Raw genomic sequence first — 16953 nt, forward strand, 5'->3', positions numbered from 1 at the left:
CTACTCCCCGGTGAGCAATTGTTGGTCGTCTGGTGCCTTGGAGGTCGATGGAGTTCGTCGACGATCTGCCAGCACCCAACTGCCGTCGTACAACTGCAGCGGGAAGCTTTCGGTCCTGCTCTGGCGTCGTTCGACGAATCCTTCGGACTTGCTCATGCCTGCTTTGGGTTCGCGCTCCATCCCCAAAAGGTCACAGACTGCACGGGCCAATTCCGCCAATGGAAACGGTTTGAACAGGATATGGCTGACTCCCAGTTGCCGGGCCCGCTCACAGACTTCAGCGGTTGGGTGCCCGGTAATCAGCACAAAATGGCAGTTCCTGTTCTGGCGGACGGCATCGAGCACCTGAAAGCCTTCCATGTCTGGCAAGCGGTAATCGAACACCATCACATCGGGTGAAAAACTTTTGGCTTCGCCGATAGCTGTTTCACCGTTGTGAGCTATCCGGACTTCCAGCGCTTGCGCCTGCAGGTAACCCTGGAGGTTTTCCGCCAGCAGCTGTTCGTCTTCAACAACCAGTACTTTGTTTAACAAGGTGGACTCCTTGAAACCGCAGGTCCGATATTCGTGCCTGGGAGTACGCGCCTTAATTAGGCTAACGCACACTTCATGCCAGACTGAGCGCCGGTTTTCGACCGCTTCATCTCTATGATTTTCATGAAAAAATCTTTTCGTTCAGGAACCCCGTCCCCCAAAGGCGGGGAAGCGCTCGGAATTGCCCCTGAAGCTTTCCCCACATTTGGGGGGGAACCTTCAATCGTCGTCAATCCGCTCGATTCGATTGCTTGATCGCAACTGCCCCAGAACTTGTAGACGAGCCTGGGACTTTTGCTGTCGGGCAAGGTAAGCCCGAACCATTTCAAGTCCCTGAGCTTCTGAGACATCGGCCGCCTCCTGGTGGTTCTGTAGGTAGATCAAATGCCAGCCCAACGGTGTGCGCACTGGCGCGCTGACGGCCCCCGGCGCCAGCGCAAATGCCGCGGCTTCGAATTCCGGCATCATGCGCCCACGGGGGAAATAGCCCAGATCCCCGCCTTCGGTGGCGGAAGCATCTTCGGAGCCGGCCCGGGCAATGCTGGCAAAGTCCTCGCCCTGGCTGATTTTCACCCGCATCTCCTCTAAGCGTAGCCGGGCGGCTTCAACGGTGGCGGCATCGGCGCCCTGAGGCACTTTGACCAGGATGTGCCGCGCCTGGATTTGCTCGGGAGTGCTCATTTCGGCGCGGTGTTCCTCGTAGAACGCGCGGACCTGTTTTTCGTCCGGCTCAGCCACCTGGAGCAGGTCGGCGAACACCTTTTGCGCCGCGAGCTCACGGCGCGTGTACTCGATAAAGGTGGCTTCGTTGAAACCGGCGTCTTCCAGCCGGCGGGCGAACACCTCGGCCCCCCCATCGCTTGCCGCGTCTGCTCAACCTGGCTTTGTACGACCTCATCGCTGATCTTCACCCCGCGTTTGCGCGCTTCCTGCCACAGCAACTCCTTGTCGATCAGCGCATCCAGTGCTTTCTGGCGCAATTGCTTGTACGCCTTGGGGTTGCGAATGCTGCCCACTGCGCGGCCCTGGTCCTCCAGGTATTCGGCAAAATAGCGCTCGAGACGGAACTCGGAAATTTCCTCGCCATTGACCCGTGCGGCAGCCGGGCCGTTGCTGCAGAAGGCCACGGGGACCCACATCGTCAGCAGAATCAGCAGCGTCTTGAGTTTCATCATCAGCCCTCTTTTCAGGGTGTCACGGCAATCGGTTTGTACGGTGCGACCAGAAAGAAGCGCTGGTCGGGCAAATCTACGGTGACGATGTGGGCACCGCTCAAGCCCAGTCGGCGACCCGGACCGAAGCTGAGCAGCGGGGTCAGCCCGGTGTCGAAATCGTGCAACCCTTCCAGGGCACTGATGAGTTTTTCGCGGCTGGCGTCGCGCCCGGCCTGTTTCATGCCTTCGCTGAGCAGCAGCATCGAACTGTAGGCGCCGACTTGCAGCACCGCGTGCTCACCGCCGAGCCCCTGGTGCTCGCGCAGTTGCGTCAAGGCCAGGCGCCCGGCCAGCGTCCAGTCACTGGGCACGAACGGATAGGCCAGAAACACTCGCCGGGAAAACCCGCTGGGCAATTGAAACAGGTCACCTGCCACCTGATTCGACGCGGCGAACAGGTAAGGCACCTGCCCCGCCGTTTGCAGGCGCTCGGCGAAGCGACTGAAACCGACGCCGCTGCCCAGGTAAAACACCGATCGCGAGCCCAGCGGCAACTCGTCCTGCGCCGAGTTGTAGGCCTGCAGCCGCACTTGCTGCCAGGCGTGATCTTGCAGGTACTGGCCGAGGTGCTGCGCCGCCTCCTGTTGGCTCGGCTCGTCCGGGTAGACAATCAGCGTCGGGCCCTGGAGCAAGCGCAAATTGGCGGCACCGTAGTCGGCCAAGGCGATCAGTTGCTCGCGCAGCCCTGACAGCGGTTCGAAAATCTGCCGACTGGCCGGGGCCATGCCCTGCAACGAGAGCGGCCCGATCAGTGGAATGCCGGCGCGTTCCAGCCGCGTGACCAGTTCGGTGTCGAGCGCAGGTGCCAGTGGTGCGATCAGGGCGAACACCTGTTCCTGCTCAATCAAGCGATCCAGCGCCTGTTTGGCACTGGCGCGGTCCGGGCCCGGATCGAGGATGGTCAGGCGCAATTGCCGGCCATGGATCCCGCCCGCCTCGTTAATCCGCGCCACGCTGCCCTTGAGCACCGCCGCCACCGTGGCGCCCTCCGTGCTCAGCGGCCCCTGCCTCGGCAACAAGGTGCCCAAGTGCAGGCTGTCGGCGGTCAACCCGGGGTCGCGATCATCGGCCACGCGCTTGAGGTAGGCCGTGAGGTTGCGCTGATCATTCATCGACAGCACGAACCGGGGCATCGCCGGGTCGAGCCGATTATTCGCCGAATCGCGCCCTTCCTGGATCGCCCGGGCCAGTGCGCCCTCGGTGTAGGCCGGGTAATTGCGACCGTTGATCTGCTGTTGCCCGTAACCGCTGGAGAGCCGCGACCAGCTGATGTCCGGCGGCCGTACCCCGCCTTCGGGTCGCCCCTGGGCATCGGCGCCATGGCAATTGGCGCAGGGCAGGCTGGTGGCGGGCAGCAACATGCCCGCCGCGCCCACCCGAGCCATGATCGGCTCACCGCTTGCCGACACGCCCTCGCGATACAGCCGTTTACCGGCGCTTTCGCTGGGGCTCAGCGGCAACGCATTGGCGGCGAGATTGATGCCGCCAATCAGTAGCAGGCCGAGGACGAGGGCAATGTTCATGGCGCGTGCTCAACGACTGGCCACGGGCATTGTCAGCAACTGCAAGCGCTGGGCAATGGCGGCGGCCGGTGCATCGGGACGGATCTTGCTCCAGCGCTTGTTGGCCACGTCACCGACAATCAGCTGCGTCGAGTGCTGCTCGGGAGTCGGCACAATCTGGCCGATGCGCCCCAGTACAAGGTCCATTTGTGCCTTGTCGCCGGTGAGAAAAAGCCAGTGGGGGCCATCGACGCCCTGCTTCAAGGTGTAAGCCTTGAGTACCGCCGGCGTATCGCGCAGCGGATCACTGGTAAGGGAGATAAAGGTGATGCCATCGGCCTTGTCGCCCAGCACTTCGCGGACTTCCTTGAGCTTTTGGGTGATCAGCGGGCAGGCATCGTTGCAACTGGTGAAAATCACGTTAAGCAACACCACGCGGTTTTGTAGCGCGTCACTGTAGAAACGCAGCGTGTTGCCGTTCTGGTCCTGCAACGGCGTGTCGGTGAACCAGGTTTTCGCATCCCGGGTGCCGCCGGCCGGTTGCGCAGCGGCCACCGCCGGCGCCGGCTCCTGGTGTCCTTCGTGGGAAAACGCCATAAAGCTGATGACGCAAAAACACATCGTAAGGAAGATCAAGGCGAGGGCTTTCATGGTTGGTGCTCCATGGCAATGGCCGTGTGTTTGGCGTGGGCGTTGCGCTGGCCGCTGAGTTTCTCGACCTGGCGGGTCAGCACGGTCGGGTCGGTAAAACCGTAATAGCGTGTCCAGTGGCGGCTGTTGCCGTCCCCCACCAGAATCAGCGGTTGATGGCTTTTGAAGTCACCGCTGAAGGAGCCGAGGCCCTTGAGGGTTTCGTTGATCGACTGCGAGCTGCCGGTCAGCCAGCTCCAGCCCGGCCCCTTCTGGAAGCTGCGGGCGTAGTCGTTGAGACGCTTGGCGTCATCGCGCTGCGGGTCGATGCTGATGGACACCAGTTGCACCTCCTCGCCGACCCGGGCGCCGAGTTGCTTCTGCACCTTGCCCATGATCGAGGACACCACCGGGCACACCGTGGTGCAGCTGGTGTAGATAAAACTCATGACCACGATTTTGTCGGTCACCAGGTCCTTTTCCAGACGCACCGGTTTGCCGTTCTGGTCCACCAGCGCAACGTCGGCGAATTTGACCTGGGCGCTTTCCGAACTGGCACTTTTAGCCGGCATGTCATGCCCGGCGTGTTCATCCGCCGAGTGCGCCAGGGCCTGGCCGATGCCGACGGCCAACAGGCAGAACGTCAGCAGTCCACGGTGTGCGAATCGGTTCATGTCGGTTTCCTCTTCAGTGGGCATCGCCGGGAATCACCCGAACGCTGGCAAAGGTCTTGTCATCGAAACTCGCGCCAAGGGACGCCGCACGCACGTGCAGGTACCAGGCGCCGTTCTGGTCGAGGGTCACCGGGGCTTCATAGATGCCATTGCCCACGTCAAGGGCCGCGACTTGCTGGGCCCGGGAAGTCGGAGCACGGAAGTAGCGCACCTGAACGTCCTTGATCCCGCTGCCCTGTGCCTTCTGCTGGCCCTGAACAATGCGAAACCGCACGGTGTAAGGGCTGCCGAGGGCGGCCGTGGACTTATCGAGCATGAACTCGACTTTTGGCACGCCGGGGAGCGTGGCGAGGTTCGGGTCCGGCTCAACCAGCGCCGTGAAGCAATGGATGATGTTCGGCTGGTTGAGCAGGAACGCCACGTCGAAACGCCCGGCGGCTGGCAGCTTGATCCGCGAACTGTAAAGCCCTGGCTCGACCTCGCGCAGGCTGCGGTCGATGACCATGGCGGCCCGCGCCACCTGCCCGCGATTGGGGTAGCCGGACATCGGCGCGTTCATGCCTTCGGCGTAGAAATAGGTGGTGTTGTCCACCGGGTTGACCACGAACACCGCGTTGTCGTCCCGCGACACCGCGAGGCTCGAGGCCAGGGGCAAATCACCGGCCAGTCGTGGCGCCTGGGGCCCGGCTTCGAAACCCTGACTGATCGGCGTGCGACCGGCCCCCAACGACGAGAGGTTGATCATCGTGACCTTGGCCGAGGCCAATCCACGGATGTAGGCGTAGGCCTTGGTGAACACCACTTGATAGGGTTCGGCGGATACGTCCAGCTCGTGGATCATCGAATCGGTGGCCGCGTCGATCACCGCCACCTGGTTTTCCAGGGTGTTGAGGACGATGCCGAAACGCCCGTCCGTACTGAACCCCATCGGGCCCAGGCCCTGTTTCATTTTGATCACCCGCCGAACCGCGAGGCTGGCGGTATCGACCACGGTCACGCTGCCGTCCTTGCCGTCGGCGACATACACCGCCTGGGACAGCGGCGAGTACGCCACCGACAGCGGGTGCGAGCCGGTCTTGAGTTGCTTGCTGATGGTCAGGCTGGCGATGTCGATGATGCTCAGGGTGCCGTCGTCGCGGTTGCTGACGAAGGCAAAACGGCTGTCTTTGCTGAAGGCGATTTCATGGTGCCCGGCCCCGGTGGCCAAGTGTTTGAGTGGCTTGAGGCTGCGGGTGTCGATCACCGTGACCCCCGACTGCTCGGCAGTCTTGGCATTGTTGCCGACCCACAGCAGGCGCTCGTCCGGCTGCAAGGCTACGCGCACCGGGTTGCTGCCAGCGGCGACCGAGTCGACCAGCTTGAACTGCTCGCTGTCGATCACCGCCACTGCATCGGCGGTCGGCATGGAGACGAACACCCGTTTGTTGTCCTTGGGCGTGGTCCAGTCCATCGGCGGTTGCTTGATCTCAATCCGCGTCATGGTGCTGGTGATGCCGCCCACCGACACCGACGGGTCGACCACCGAGACACTGGCGTCGCGGTTCATCACCAGCAGGAAGTAGCTGTTCAGGTCGAGCAGCGGCCGCGCGCCAATGCTGGATTTGAGGAAGACCCCGACCCGGGATTTGCAGCTTTGCTCGCGGCCCTGAGCCTTGTCGGCGGCGATGGTTTCCGGGTCCAGCCAGGCGCCGGGATTGACGCCCGACAACGGCTGGCCCGAGGCACTGTCGCTGACGCGGAACTGCACGTCGGCAAACTCGCCTTCACGCAACACACCGTCCTGGGCCAATGACTTGACCTCAAGCGCCACCGAAATCCCGTCTCGGGAGAGGTTCTGACCGCTCCAGGTGTTCGGCAGTGCGACTTCGCTCAGCAGGTTGGGCGGCGCGGTGCGCCAGACGCCGAAGCTGATGAGTGCCACTGCGACGATCAGCCCACAACCGGCGATTTTTGTAGTCCTGTTCATTACCCTCTCCCCTTACAGATCTGTGCCTGCCTTGTCCCTTGTAGGTACGAGCGGTGTCAGCCCCCCAATCCCTGGCTTTACGGTGCCGGTGCCGGTTCTGGCTCGCTGGTCACCCGCAGCAATCCCCAAAGCCCGGCGGTGTTGCCGTAGGCGCCGTAATCACGGAACAGGTAGTCGCCCGGTATTGCGTTGCTGCCCCCGGCGCTCGGGTGCATGAAGCTGAAGTGCGCCGCCGGCAGGATGCTTTCACGAGCGCCGATGTACATCGACATCGGGTTGTAGCCGAACCGCACCGACCCCACCCCAGGTGTCATCATCGGATAGCCACCGGTATCGCTCTTCTCCGACTGGAACGGGTTGACCGACCAGACGTGACCGTCCAGTTGGAAGGTCGTGCCGCGACTGCCACCGGTCGGCATCAGGATATGGGTGCGGAACGGTTGCCCCGGTTTCACATACAGCACCGGTGTCTGAGGATCGCCCCCGATGAGCGCATTGCTGTACGCCATATGCGCGTTAGGCACGTCACCGTAACCGGCGCCATTGGCGTGCCCGAACGGCGCATCCGGCGCCAACCCGAAGCGGAACCAGATCGGCTCGGCCTTGTAGTTGATGGCCATGCTCGAGTTGTCCTGTGGATCGGTCGGCACACCAAAGCCTTCGGCGGCAATACCTTCCACCGGCCGACCGTTGGCCCAGCGGATGTTCAACGCTTTCTGCCAGACCATCGCAAAGTCGCGGTAAGTGGTCTGCCCTGGTGCCGTGACCGTTGCGTTGGTTTTACGCGCATCCTCAACCCAGGTTGCGCCGATCGGCAGGATGGTCATCGCCCCACCCAAGCCTTTCTGCGGTTGTTTGATGAGGTCCGCCGGCGTGATATTCAGTCCGCCGAACTCCACCGCCGTGGCGTTGATGTTGTCGACACTGCGGCCCAGTTGCGAGATCGGCTTGCCTTCACGCTCCAGGTGCCCGGCGTAGTACTGATAAGTACGGGTCGGGTACGCGCCGCTGTTGCCGATGCGCGGTGGCACGGTCTGGATCGGGTTGGCGCCGACATTGGTGCCATCGGATTTGGTGATGTCATACGCCAGCAGTTGTGCATGCAGGCCAACATGGCTCGAAGGCCGCAGCAGGTTGTTGGTGAAGATGGTCGAGCCCTGGCCATTGTTGCGATCTCGCTTGACCAGCCCTTGCATCACGGCAGTCTGGGTCAGGTCGGGCATGACCACAGGCAAGCGGTTTTCCAGGGTGACGTTGATGCAGTCACCCGCCGCCGCGCGCAATACCAGCGGCTCCACCGGTACACCTGGTTTCATTTTTCCAGTGAGCGGATCGAGGTCGGATTTGCGCACGTACAGGATCGCAGTCGGATCATGCAACGGGCCGCTTTGACCGCCGATGGTGATGGTTTCGCCATCTTCAGGATCGACCACGGTGACCTGAGGGATGTTCACCGGCCGCGAGTTGAACACCAGGGTGCCACCCGCCGGGTTCAACGGCCCACCCACGTGTTGCCCGATACCGGCCGGATCGCCGATGGTCAGGTTCAACGGATTGCGCAGGATGTCGTTGGCCAGCGCCGCAACCACTTCATAGTTGCGTTGCACGGTCGGCCGGGTGCCGATGCCGTTCGGGTTGGCGCCGTACCGTGGGCAGATGCCATCGAACGCCACGGTGTTGCGCATACCGGTCGGTTTCGGGTTGTTTGGCAGTGCGAACAGATCGCTGCGCTGGGTCGTGTAGTTGCGCATCACGCCCCAGATACCGTTCCAGTAACCTTCAATCGAAGCGTCCATCGAGTACAGATAATCCCCCGTGGCCGCCGCCGAACTGGAGAGCATCGAGACCGGCGCGTTGAAGCCCAACTGTTCGGAGATACCGACCATCTGCGACGAGCGCCAGCCGGAGTTGGAGCTGTTGCCGAAGCCGGAACCGCTTTGCAGCCATTTCACGCCGTGCAGGGTCACGTTGTGCTCTTCTTCGTGACCGCCGGCATGCACCCGCAGCCGCACGTTGTCACCGGTGTAAGTGCGCAACATTGGCGTGAACGGGTCACCCGGTTCCGCGCCGCCACGGTTGACGTGTGGCGGGAACAGTGTGGTGCCGCCGGTTGGACCGGTGGCGGCGGTGACCAGGTTCGGTGCCAGGTTCATCGCCGGGATGGCGCGGTCGGTACGGCTTTGCATGGCGTACGCCAGGTCGCCACCGAGGCCGTCGGCCTGCATGCCGCGCTTGCCGTCCGGGCCGACCTTGTTCGGGTCGTAGACCCGCAGGGCCAGCGGTTCGTTGCGGTAGTTGACCACGAACATGCCGGGGTCATCGACCGAGATCGCCTGTGGGCATGGCCGAGTCGGACAACCCGGCACCATACCGCCCTGCACTTCGATGATGCCGTCGAGCAAGGTGCTGGCGTTGTTGCGCACTGGCGGGTTGATCGCGTAGCGGAAGCTGTCCGCGGTGGCCGGGAAGGTTTGTGGATCAGGCACGCCGTTAGGACCGGCGCCCACATACACTCCGGCTTCATAGGCGTGCTGGAAGTCGCTGTACTCGAGGAAGAACTCACGGAAGCTGTCGTTCTTGCCGTCGCCGTCGATGTCCCCGGTGGACACCACCGCTTGCCACGAAGTCGGCCCGCCGTCCTGGCGCGCGCCGCTGTACAAAGGCTCGCCGGTTTCGGCATGGAACCAGGTGGAACCGGCCGGTTCAGCGAGTACGGTGGCGTACAGGCCAATCTGTTGGTGAGTCGATGGGCCCAGGTGGTCGTGGGTAAAAATGGTCCCTAGTCCACGGTCGACACCTTTGGCGTTTACCACCGGATCGACGAACCAGCGCTGCATCGCCGTGCGCGCGCCCACCCAATCCGCCCGGCCATACTGACCGAAGTACGGGTGATTCCTGGCTTTTGGACAGGCCGGTGTGCCATCACGTGGATCGGTGCCTTCGCACTGGTTGAACTCGCGAATGGCGCGGATGCGTTCTTGCACGGCCCCCGGGGAAAGCACGCCGTCTTCGTAGTTCCAGCCGTTGGCCGAACCGTCGGCCGCCGTCAGGTCCCATTTGGGGAGGTGAATGTGCTGACCGATCACGTCGGTCGGCGTGCGCACCTGATAGTCATCCATCTCATAGACGGCCGGCACCAGGTTGGTTTGCTGGTATTGCACGCAATCGAAGGTGTTCATGCGCATCACCAGCGGCTCTGGCGGACGCTGCTTGGTGATGACCGGCCAGGCGTCTTCCCACAGGGCCAGAATGCGCGCTTGCGGGAAGTGGTAGCCGACCTTGTTGTACACCGCGTCGAACTGGATGTTCGCCGCTTTGTAGACCCGTGGACGGTCGGCGGTGAAGGTCGAGGAGCCGGTATAGGACATGCCGTCGATGCGTTCACCGCTGGCAAACTCGCCGGTGCCGGCGCTGCTGGTCAGGCGTTTTTGCCGGTCGTCCATGCACGGTTCGTAATAAGGCGCGCCGGCAATCGGCAAGGCACCGTTGGTGCGGAAGGCCTTCGCCACGATTTGATTGCCGGGCAGCAAGGCAAAGCTTGGGTGGTCCTTTTTGGCGTGGAAGGCCATGGCCGCCTGTTCGACTTCGGTGCCCTCTTCCGGCATGTAGATCGGTTTGGCGCGAGTCACTTCCTTGGAGAAATCCAGCGACGTGGTAATGGTGTGCGCCACGCCACCGGCGGAGAAACCGTCCAGGGAATGACGCCCCAGGCCGCCATCCCAGCCACCGGACTGCGCCGGGTCGAGGTTGGCCCACAAGGCGTTGCCGCTGGTTTTCAAGGACTGGGCCTTGGCCGCGTCGAGCATGTCCAGCGGTGGCGTCGGCGGACGTTGGCCGACCGAAGTTTCCATGCCGCCGATCCAGAACGGATAGCCAGGGTTTTTCAGGCTGCCGTCGGCATTGCGGTTGGCTTCGCTGCGATCCACCAGGGCCAGGGAACCGATGGCCTGAGCGCCGCCGCTGCTGCCGCTACCGCCGCCGTCGTCATCTTCTTCGTCATCGTCGTCACCACCACCGGCGACCAGGGTCTCGCCGATTTTCGGCACCACCGCGACCTTGCCGGGCATCGGCGCCATGGCTTTGCCCGGCAGCGGCACGACCGCTGGAATCGGCGTACCGGCAATGATTTCGCCATCGGGCAAGGCCCGGGCACCTGCCGCCGGTTTGCCGCTACGCAAGGCGTAGGGTTCGCTGTGGAACCCGTCGGCACCTTGCTGGGAAACTTCGAGTCGGGTGCCTTCTTCAAACACGTCATGCACCCGCCACATGCTCCACATACCTTGTGCGAAGTGCGGATAGAAGTGGCAGTGGTAAATCGCATCGCCCGCTACGCGGTTACGGTTGCCCGAACCACCGTTGGCGATTTCATAGGTGTAGCCGGCACCCGGGCCGATGCCCTGGGCATCCACATAGTCGGAGTTGTCATCGTTGGGGTTGAACAGCCATTGATGACCGTGCAGGTGGAAGATGTGCTGCTCGTGGCCGTTGTGGGTGTTGCGGAATTTGACGAAGTCGCCAATGTAGCTGTGGTTGACGTTGGACGGCTCGGACGGATACAGCGCCATGGTCGCCTTGACCCCAATCTGATCGGCGCTCGGTACCTGCCCTGGAAGAATGCCTTCCAGGCCAGCGTTGGCCGGCACGTCCACCAGCATCGCCACGTCGCCGACAGTGTGCGAACTGAGGAAAAATTCTTCATAGGCGCAGGACAGGCAATCGTGCATCGGCCCGACACCCAGCCGGTTGGCCACCACCTCGGCGCCCATGCCGCCGGAGCCATAGTTGATCATGAACGAGTCGCGGGTCGGCTCCAGCACATGGGCCATGACCGGGTCGGCCCAATAAGCGGGGAACGCCTGGGTCGCGGCGGTTTCATCCTGGAACTGCGAGGCGAAATCGCGGAACGGTTCCAGCCGGTTCGGAATCGCCGGGTTGCGTTTGCCGACGGCTTCCAGCGGATAGGTCGACGGCGGGAAGCTGCCGTCGGCGTTGCTGCCCATCACAATCGCGTCGCTTTCGCTGGAGATGATTTCATTGCCGTCGACCATGTTGATGATCGGTGTGCCGGCCTTGCCTTCACGGATCCACGGTTCGCGTTGCGGGTAGCGCGCCTGGTAGTCGACGATCGGTTGACCGGCCGGGGTGCGGCCGCTGCTGGCCAGGCGCATCTCTTCTTCGGTCACGGTGTTGCGGTAGCTGCGGCCGCCCTTGGGCACCACCACGACCTGGCCGAACAGGCCGTTGGCAACGTTGCCCGCATCGCCTTCACCACCGAACGTCGCGCCACGGCTGCTGGCGGCGAATGCACCTTCGCGCTCGGCGAACAAGGTGTAGGAACGGGTGCCGCCGGGGGCGACCAGCGAGTTGCCGTTGCGCCCGGTGTACGAGGCGATGTCATCGATGCTGTTGACCGCTTGCATGCCGTTGACCTGGAAGCCGACGTGGCGGTCGGTGACCTGCTCATCGACTTTGAACTGCTCGACGTCACCTATTTCGACCTCCCCCTCAACCCCTTCCTCGCCGTTTTCGTGGCTGCCGGGATTGGCCTGATACGCCAGCAGGTTCTGCAGGTTGATGGTCAGGCAGTCACCGGCGGCCACCCGCAACACCAGGGGACGCGGACGCTTGTCGGGCCGCAGCGAGACTTTGCCCGGCACTGCCGCGCCGCCCTGAGCCAGGGACACATTGTGGTCGTCGACCACGTCACGGCGCAGGGCGAACATCATGCCGTTGGCGTTCTGCGCCCCGAGGCGGTTGAACATCAGCGGCTGATCCAGCGCCACGACGTTCGCCACCAGATTGCGCTCGCAGCGCAGGGCCGCCTCAGCCAGCTCGATGCCGAACATCGACACCACCAACAGCGCGAATTTAAACAAGGACGAAGTGTTGGGTATGCCGGTCATGATCACGGGCCTCGCTGTGGGTGCTCACAGGGAATAATTCTCGACAAATCCGCTTGAGCAATCCGCATGCCATAAATAATTCAGTTAGTTTTCAGCCACTTGAAGCGACGATCTGAGAACTCGGGGGATATTCCCCACTTATTCCCCACTTTTCGGCCCAGTCCTTGTTGCCCCACTATTGGGGGACGTTCCCCACACTCGCCGATCACAACGGTGCGTCCATGGCCAAGCCTTGCAAGCGCCGGTACTGACGCAAGACGCTGGGCACATAACGCTGGGTTTCAGCAAACGGCGGGACCACTCCGCCACGGCTCAGCACCGCTTGCGGCCCGGCGTTGTAGGCCGCCACGGCGAGGGTGATGTCGTTGTCGAACAGGGTCAGCAGGCGCTTGAGGTATTTGGCGCCGCCCTGGATGTTGGCCTTGGGGTCATAGACGTTTTTCACCCCCATCTCCCGGGCGGTATCGGGCATCAATTGCATCAGCCCGCCGGCGCCTTTGGGGGACGTCGCATCCGAGTTGTAGCGGGACTCTTCGCGGATGACCGCGTGCAACAACGCGGCCGGCAATTCATTGGCCGTGGCGGCCGCCGACACCAGCTCTGCATAGGGTTGCCTGGCAATCATCTGGGGCTGCTGATCAAGACCGACCAGCGAGGATTGGGGCTCGTGAATCACCCGTTCATAGGTGCGGCCGGGACGGTGAACATTGGACAGTACGTAACTGCCCTTGGCGTCCACGGAAACGAACACATCGGCCTGTACGACGCTCGTCAGCAGCAAACAGCCGAGCAGTCCTGTGGTGAGTGTTTTCATTTTTTTGTCTCCCCTGCCCGGCCCCGAAAAATGGGGGTAATGCCCCAATGGCCGGTAGTAAACAAGCCATACGCAAGCACTGTGCCGAAAGCGCAAAGGCCCGGAATACAGGGGTTGTGGAAGAATGACCGGGGTGAGCATGGCAATTGCATACGCCTCCATGGCGACCCTTCTGCCGACTGTGTGAGGTCATCATGAATCAGCGTTTGCGTTCCGCCCCGCGTCCTCAAGGCGGGTTCACCCTGCTCGAACTGTTGGTGGTGCTGGTGGTGCTGGGGCTGTTGGCCGGCATCGTCGCGCCGAAGTATTTCGCCCAACTGGGCCGCTCCGAAGTGAAGGTGGCCAAGGCGCAAATCGAAGGCTTGGGCAAAGCGCTCGACCTGTACCGTCTGGAGGTCGGTCATTACCCATCGACCGAACAAGGTTTGCAGGCGCTGGTCACTGCGCCAAGCGATGAAACCAAATGGACCGGTCCTTACTTGCAGAAAAAACTGCCGCAGGACCCGTGGGGTCGTAACTACAACTACCGCTACCCCGGCGAAAACGGCGAGTACGATCTGCTGTCCATGGGCAAGGACGGCCAACCCGGCGGCGAAGGCGAAAACGCCGAAGTCACCAGCTGGCAATGACGGGGGGGCCGACCATGCGCTTTCATCTCAAGGCAGTGGGCAAGGCTGGCGTGGTCTCGATGACCGTCGAGGCTCCCGGCCACAGCGAGGCCCGGCGCATCGTCGAAGACCAGGGCTTGCGGGTGGTCAGCCTGCACGTCGAGCGGCACTGGCGCGCGTTGCGCCTTCGACAGCGCGAGACATTCAATCTGGTGTTGTTCAGCCAGGAACTGACCACCTTGCTCAACGCCGGCCTGCCGTTAATCGATGCGCTGGAAAGCCTCGCAGAAAAAGAGAACGCGCCACAGGCCCGTAAAACGTTGAGCGAACTGGTGCGCCTGCTGTATGAAGGCAAATCGTTCTCCCAGGCATTGGCCCAGCTGTCGGCGGTGTTTCCTCCGCTCTACGTGGCGCTGGTGCAGTCCAGTGAGAAGACCGGCGCCGTGGGTGATGCCCTGGGCCGCTATGTCAGCTATCGCCAGCGCATGGACGAGGTTCGGCAAAAAATCGTCAGCGCTTCGATCTACCCCCTGCTGTTGCTGGTGGTGGGCGGTGGCGTGGTGTTGTTCTTGATGGGTTACGTGGTGCCGCGCTTCAGCCTGGTGTTCGAAGGGCTGGGGTCGAATCTGCCGTGGCTGTCGCAAGTGCTGATGAGCTGCGGGATGTTCCTGCACGCCCACCAGGGTGAGTTCTTCGGCGCATTGGCGGCAATCATCGTCGCCCTCGGCTTTCTTCAGCGACAACCGGCCTTTCGTCGGGGCGTCGACCGTGTGATCGAAAAACTCCCGGCGGTCCATCAACGCATTTTCATGTACGAACTGGCGCGCTTCTATCGCTCCCTGGGCATCCTGTTGCAGGGCGGCATTCCCCTCGTCACCGCCATGGGCATGGTTCGCGGCCTGCTCACCCCCGCCTCCCGCGTGCGCCTGGACCAGGCCTGCGAACGGGTACGCGAGGGGCAATCACTGTCGGCCGCGCTGGAGCTCAATCACCTGGTGACCCCGGTCTCCCTGCGTTTGCTTCGAGCGGGCGAACAATCCGGCAACCTCGGCCAGATGATGGAGCGCAGCGCTGACTTCTACGACGAAGAAATCAGCCGCTGGATCGAATGGTTCGTGCGGCTGTTCGAACCCTTGCTCATGACCTTCATCGGCCTGCTGATCGGGGTCATCGTGATCCTGATGTACATCCCGATCTTCGAACTGGCTTCGAGTATTCACTGACCCGCTGGAACAGGATCAATGTGTACCGTTCATCGTTCATACGCGTTGCCACTGAATTAATCGGCGCGTTGCGGTGTTCTCCCATTGAATCGAGCAGCAAGTTGCATTGTTCATCAACGTTCCAACCTGAATAAGAAGACGGAGAACGACATGCACATCAACAAGCTTTTACTGGCAGTAGCTATTGGCGCAGTTCTGTCGGCGTCTACCGTATTGATCCCGGACAGCTTGTCCGGGGTATCGAGTGCCCAAGCCAAGGATGGTGGTAGTGGTGGCGGCGGTGGATCGGGCGGCGGGGGCGGTGGTGGTGGTCACGGCGGCGGTGGGTCTGGCGGTGGTGGCGGAGGTCACGGCGGCGGTTCTGGTGGCGGTGGCGGCGGTCACGGCGGCGGTGGTTCCGGTGGCGGAAGCGGGGGCGGCGGCAATGGCGGTGGTCACGGTGGCAGCGGCGGCGGTGGCAATGGCGGCGGCCACAGTGGAAACGGCAGCGGCGGCAACAGCGGCAGCGGTCACAGCAGCGGCGACCATGGTTCGGGACACTCAGGCAGCTCAGCCTCATCCGGGCGCAGCGGCACTCACTCTGAGCCCGGCGACGACCACGGTGTGCACCGCGCGGGAGAAATCGGCGACGACCACGGTGTGCACCGCGCGGGAGAAATCGGCGACGACCGCGGTGTGCATCGCGCGGGCGAAATCGGCGACGACCGCGGTGTGCATCGCGCGGGCGAAATCGGTGACGACCGCGGCGTGCATCGCGCGGGCGAAATCGGCGACGACCGCGGTGTGCATGTCGGTGGCGAGCCAGGCGACGACAAAAGGTCCTGACAGGGGCTGATCTTCAAAACCCCACAATCCCTTGTAGGAGCGAGGCTTGCCCGCGAAGGCGTTGTATCAGTCAGCGCTTGTTTTGAATGTCACGACGCCTTCGCGGGCAAGCCTCGCTCCTACAAGGAGATGTGTGATCCGGCGTTCTACAACCCACACTCAACCCGATCCAGCCGCTCGCGCAAAAACTCGATCAACGCCTGCACCGGCCGCGAACTCTGGCGGTGCTGCGGATACACCGCCGACAACGTCAGCGGCGGCGGACGAAACTCATCCAGCACCGGCACCAGCCGACCCTCTTTCAGCGCCGAACCGACAATGAACGTCGGCAAATACGTAATCCCCATCCCGGCCACCGCCGCATCCTTGAGCAACTCCCCGTTATTGACCCGCATCCGGCCCGTCACGTTGACACTCAGCGGCTTGCCCTGCCCTTCGAAACGCCATTGCACCTGACGCCCGTGGCCGTAAGGCAGGCAGTCATGATTGTGCAAATCTTCGGGTTTGAGCGGCGTCCCGCGCTCAGCCAGATAGGCCGGGCTGGCGCAGTACACGCGCTGGATGGAGGCGATGCGGCGGGCGATCAGGGTCGAGTCCTCCAGGATGCCGATGCGCAACGCCAGGTCGTAACCCTCGCTGAGCAAGTCCACCGGCCGATCGCTCAAGTCCACTTCCACCGTGACATCGCGATAGCGCTGCAAAAACAACGGCAGCAAGCAACCCAGATGCGCCAGCGCAAACGACAACGGCGCACTCACGCGGATGGTGCCGCGAGGCTCGGTGGTCTGGCCGGCGATGCCCTGCTCCACTTGCTCGACTTCACCGAGCAAACGTAACGCGGACTCGTAATAACTCTGGCCCAGCGGCGTGACGTCCAGCCGCCGCGTGGAGCGATTGAGCAGGCGCACGCCCAGACGCTCTTCGAGCTGCATCAAGCGCCGGCTGACAAACTGCTTGGACAGGCCCAATTGATCGGCTGCCGAGGTGAAGCTGCCGGAGTCCATGACCTGGCAAAAAATACGCATATCTTCGAACGGGTTCATTGTCACGCCTTGGTTGA

The 16953-nt window shown here is 62.7% G+C and carries 11 protein-coding genes and 1 pseudogene; 3 read left to right on the plus strand and 9 right to left on the minus strand.

Features of this window, described 5'->3' with window-relative positions:
- The 8 genes and pseudogenes from HP062_RS09135 to HP062_RS09170 all read right to left on the minus strand — a co-directional run bounded on the left by HP062_RS09135 (position 1) and on the right by HP062_RS09170 (position 13237).
- The gene (locus HP062_RS09135) at positions 1-534 is read right to left on the minus strand and encodes a response regulator (protein WP_077750405.1); all 534 of its coding nucleotides are present in this window, start codon (positions 532-534) and stop codon (positions 1-3) included.
- Between the two features lie 219 nt (positions 535-753).
- Positions 754-1706 (minus strand): annotated as a pseudogene (locus HP062_RS09140) (peptidylprolyl isomerase).
- Between the two features lie 14 nt (positions 1707-1720).
- Positions 1721-3271, minus strand: a complete 1551-nt coding sequence (locus HP062_RS09145; protein WP_172791297.1) for an ABC transporter substrate-binding protein — start codon at positions 3269-3271, stop codon at positions 1721-1723.
- A 9-nt stretch (positions 3272-3280) separates the two neighbouring features.
- Positions 3281-3901, minus strand: a complete 621-nt coding sequence (locus tag HP062_RS09150) for an SCO family protein (protein ID WP_010455702.1) — start codon at positions 3899-3901, stop codon at positions 3281-3283.
- Complete coding sequence (locus HP062_RS09155; protein ID WP_042932740.1) at positions 3898-4554, minus strand: SCO family protein; 657 nt, start codon at positions 4552-4554, stop codon at positions 3898-3900. Before HP062_RS09155 ends, HP062_RS09150 begins: the two co-directional genes overlap by 4 nt.
- Positions 4555-4567: 13 nt before the next feature.
- Positions 4568-6520, minus strand: coding sequence for a beta-propeller fold lactonase family protein (locus HP062_RS09160; protein ID WP_172791298.1), 1953 nt, complete (start codon positions 6518-6520; stop codon positions 4568-4570).
- A gap of 77 nt (positions 6521-6597) precedes the next feature.
- Positions 6598-12423 (minus strand): manganese-oxidizing multicopper oxidase MnxG, encoded by a 5826-nt coding sequence (gene mnxG / locus HP062_RS09165; protein ID WP_172791299.1) that lies wholly within the window; start codon positions 12421-12423, stop codon positions 6598-6600.
- A 205-nt stretch (positions 12424-12628) separates the two neighbouring features.
- Entirely contained in the window at positions 12629-13237 is a 609-nt protein-coding gene (locus tag HP062_RS09170) for a lytic transglycosylase domain-containing protein (RefSeq protein WP_010455720.1), read from the minus strand.
- 194 nt (positions 13238-13431) lie between these two features.
- On the opposite strand from HP062_RS09170, the gene gspG reads away from it, so the two are divergent.
- The 3 genes from gspG to HP062_RS31025 all read left to right on the plus strand — a co-directional run bounded on the left by gspG (position 13432) and on the right by HP062_RS31025 (position 15893).
- Complete coding sequence (gene gspG / locus HP062_RS09175; protein ID WP_077750400.1) at positions 13432-13866, plus strand: type II secretion system major pseudopilin GspG; 435 nt, start codon at positions 13432-13434, stop codon at positions 13864-13866.
- Positions 13867-13880: 14 nt separating this feature from the next.
- Complete coding sequence (locus HP062_RS09180; RefSeq protein ID WP_010455722.1) at positions 13881-15068, plus strand: type II secretion system F family protein; 1188 nt, start codon at positions 13881-13883, stop codon at positions 15066-15068.
- Positions 15069-15218: 150 nt separating this feature from the next.
- Positions 15219-15893 (plus strand): hypothetical protein, encoded by a 675-nt coding sequence (locus HP062_RS31025; protein WP_256666147.1) that lies wholly within the window; start codon positions 15219-15221, stop codon positions 15891-15893.
- A 146-nt stretch (positions 15894-16039) separates the two neighbouring features.
- Here the strand turns inward: HP062_RS31025 and HP062_RS09195 are convergent, their stop codons facing one another.
- Positions 16040-16936: a LysR family transcriptional regulator gene (locus HP062_RS09195; protein ID WP_102595902.1), complete on the minus strand. Its 897-nt coding sequence runs from the start codon at positions 16934-16936 to the stop codon at positions 16040-16042.
- Between the last annotated feature and the right edge of the window lie 17 nt (positions 16937-16953).

Origin of the sequence: Pseudomonas sp. B14-6 (assembly GCF_013260315.1) — a bacterium.
Taxonomy (GTDB): Bacteria; Pseudomonadota; Gammaproteobacteria; order Pseudomonadales; family Pseudomonadaceae; genus Aquipseudomonas; species Aquipseudomonas mandelii.

What these genes read in the sequence shown, in the direction of transcription:
- HP062_RS31025 (WP_256666147.1), top strand. Translation starts at nt 15,219, where the DNA reads ATGCACATCAACAAGCTTTTACTGGCAGTAGCTATTGGCGCAGTTCTG.
- HP062_RS09145 (WP_172791297.1), bottom strand. Translation starts at nt 3,271, where the DNA reads ATGAACATTGCCCTCGTCCTCGGCCTGCTACTGATTGGCGGCATCAAT.
- gspG (WP_077750400.1), top strand. Translation starts at nt 13,432, where the DNA reads ATGAATCAGCGTTTGCGTTCCGCCCCGCGTCCTCAAGGCGGGTTCACC.
- HP062_RS09150 (WP_010455702.1), bottom strand. Translation starts at nt 3,901, where the DNA reads ATGAAAGCCCTCGCCTTGATCTTCCTTACGATGTGTTTTTGCGTCATC.
- HP062_RS09180 (WP_010455722.1), top strand. Translation starts at nt 13,881, where the DNA reads ATGCGCTTTCATCTCAAGGCAGTGGGCAAGGCTGGCGTGGTCTCGATG.
- HP062_RS09195 (WP_102595902.1), bottom strand. Translation starts at nt 16,936, where the DNA reads ATGAACCCGTTCGAAGATATGCGTATTTTTTGCCAGGTCATGGACTCC.
- HP062_RS09170 (WP_010455720.1), bottom strand. Translation starts at nt 13,237, where the DNA reads ATGAAAACACTCACCACAGGACTGCTCGGCTGTTTGCTGCTGACGAGC.
- HP062_RS09155 (WP_042932740.1), bottom strand. Translation starts at nt 4,554, where the DNA reads ATGAACCGATTCGCACACCGTGGACTGCTGACGTTCTGCCTGTTGGCC.
- mnxG (WP_172791299.1), bottom strand. Translation starts at nt 12,423, where the DNA reads ATGACCGGCATACCCAACACTTCGTCCTTGTTTAAATTCGCGCTGTTG.
- HP062_RS09160 (WP_172791298.1), bottom strand. Translation starts at nt 6,520, where the DNA reads ATGAACAGGACTACAAAAATCGCCGGTTGTGGGCTGATCGTCGCAGTG.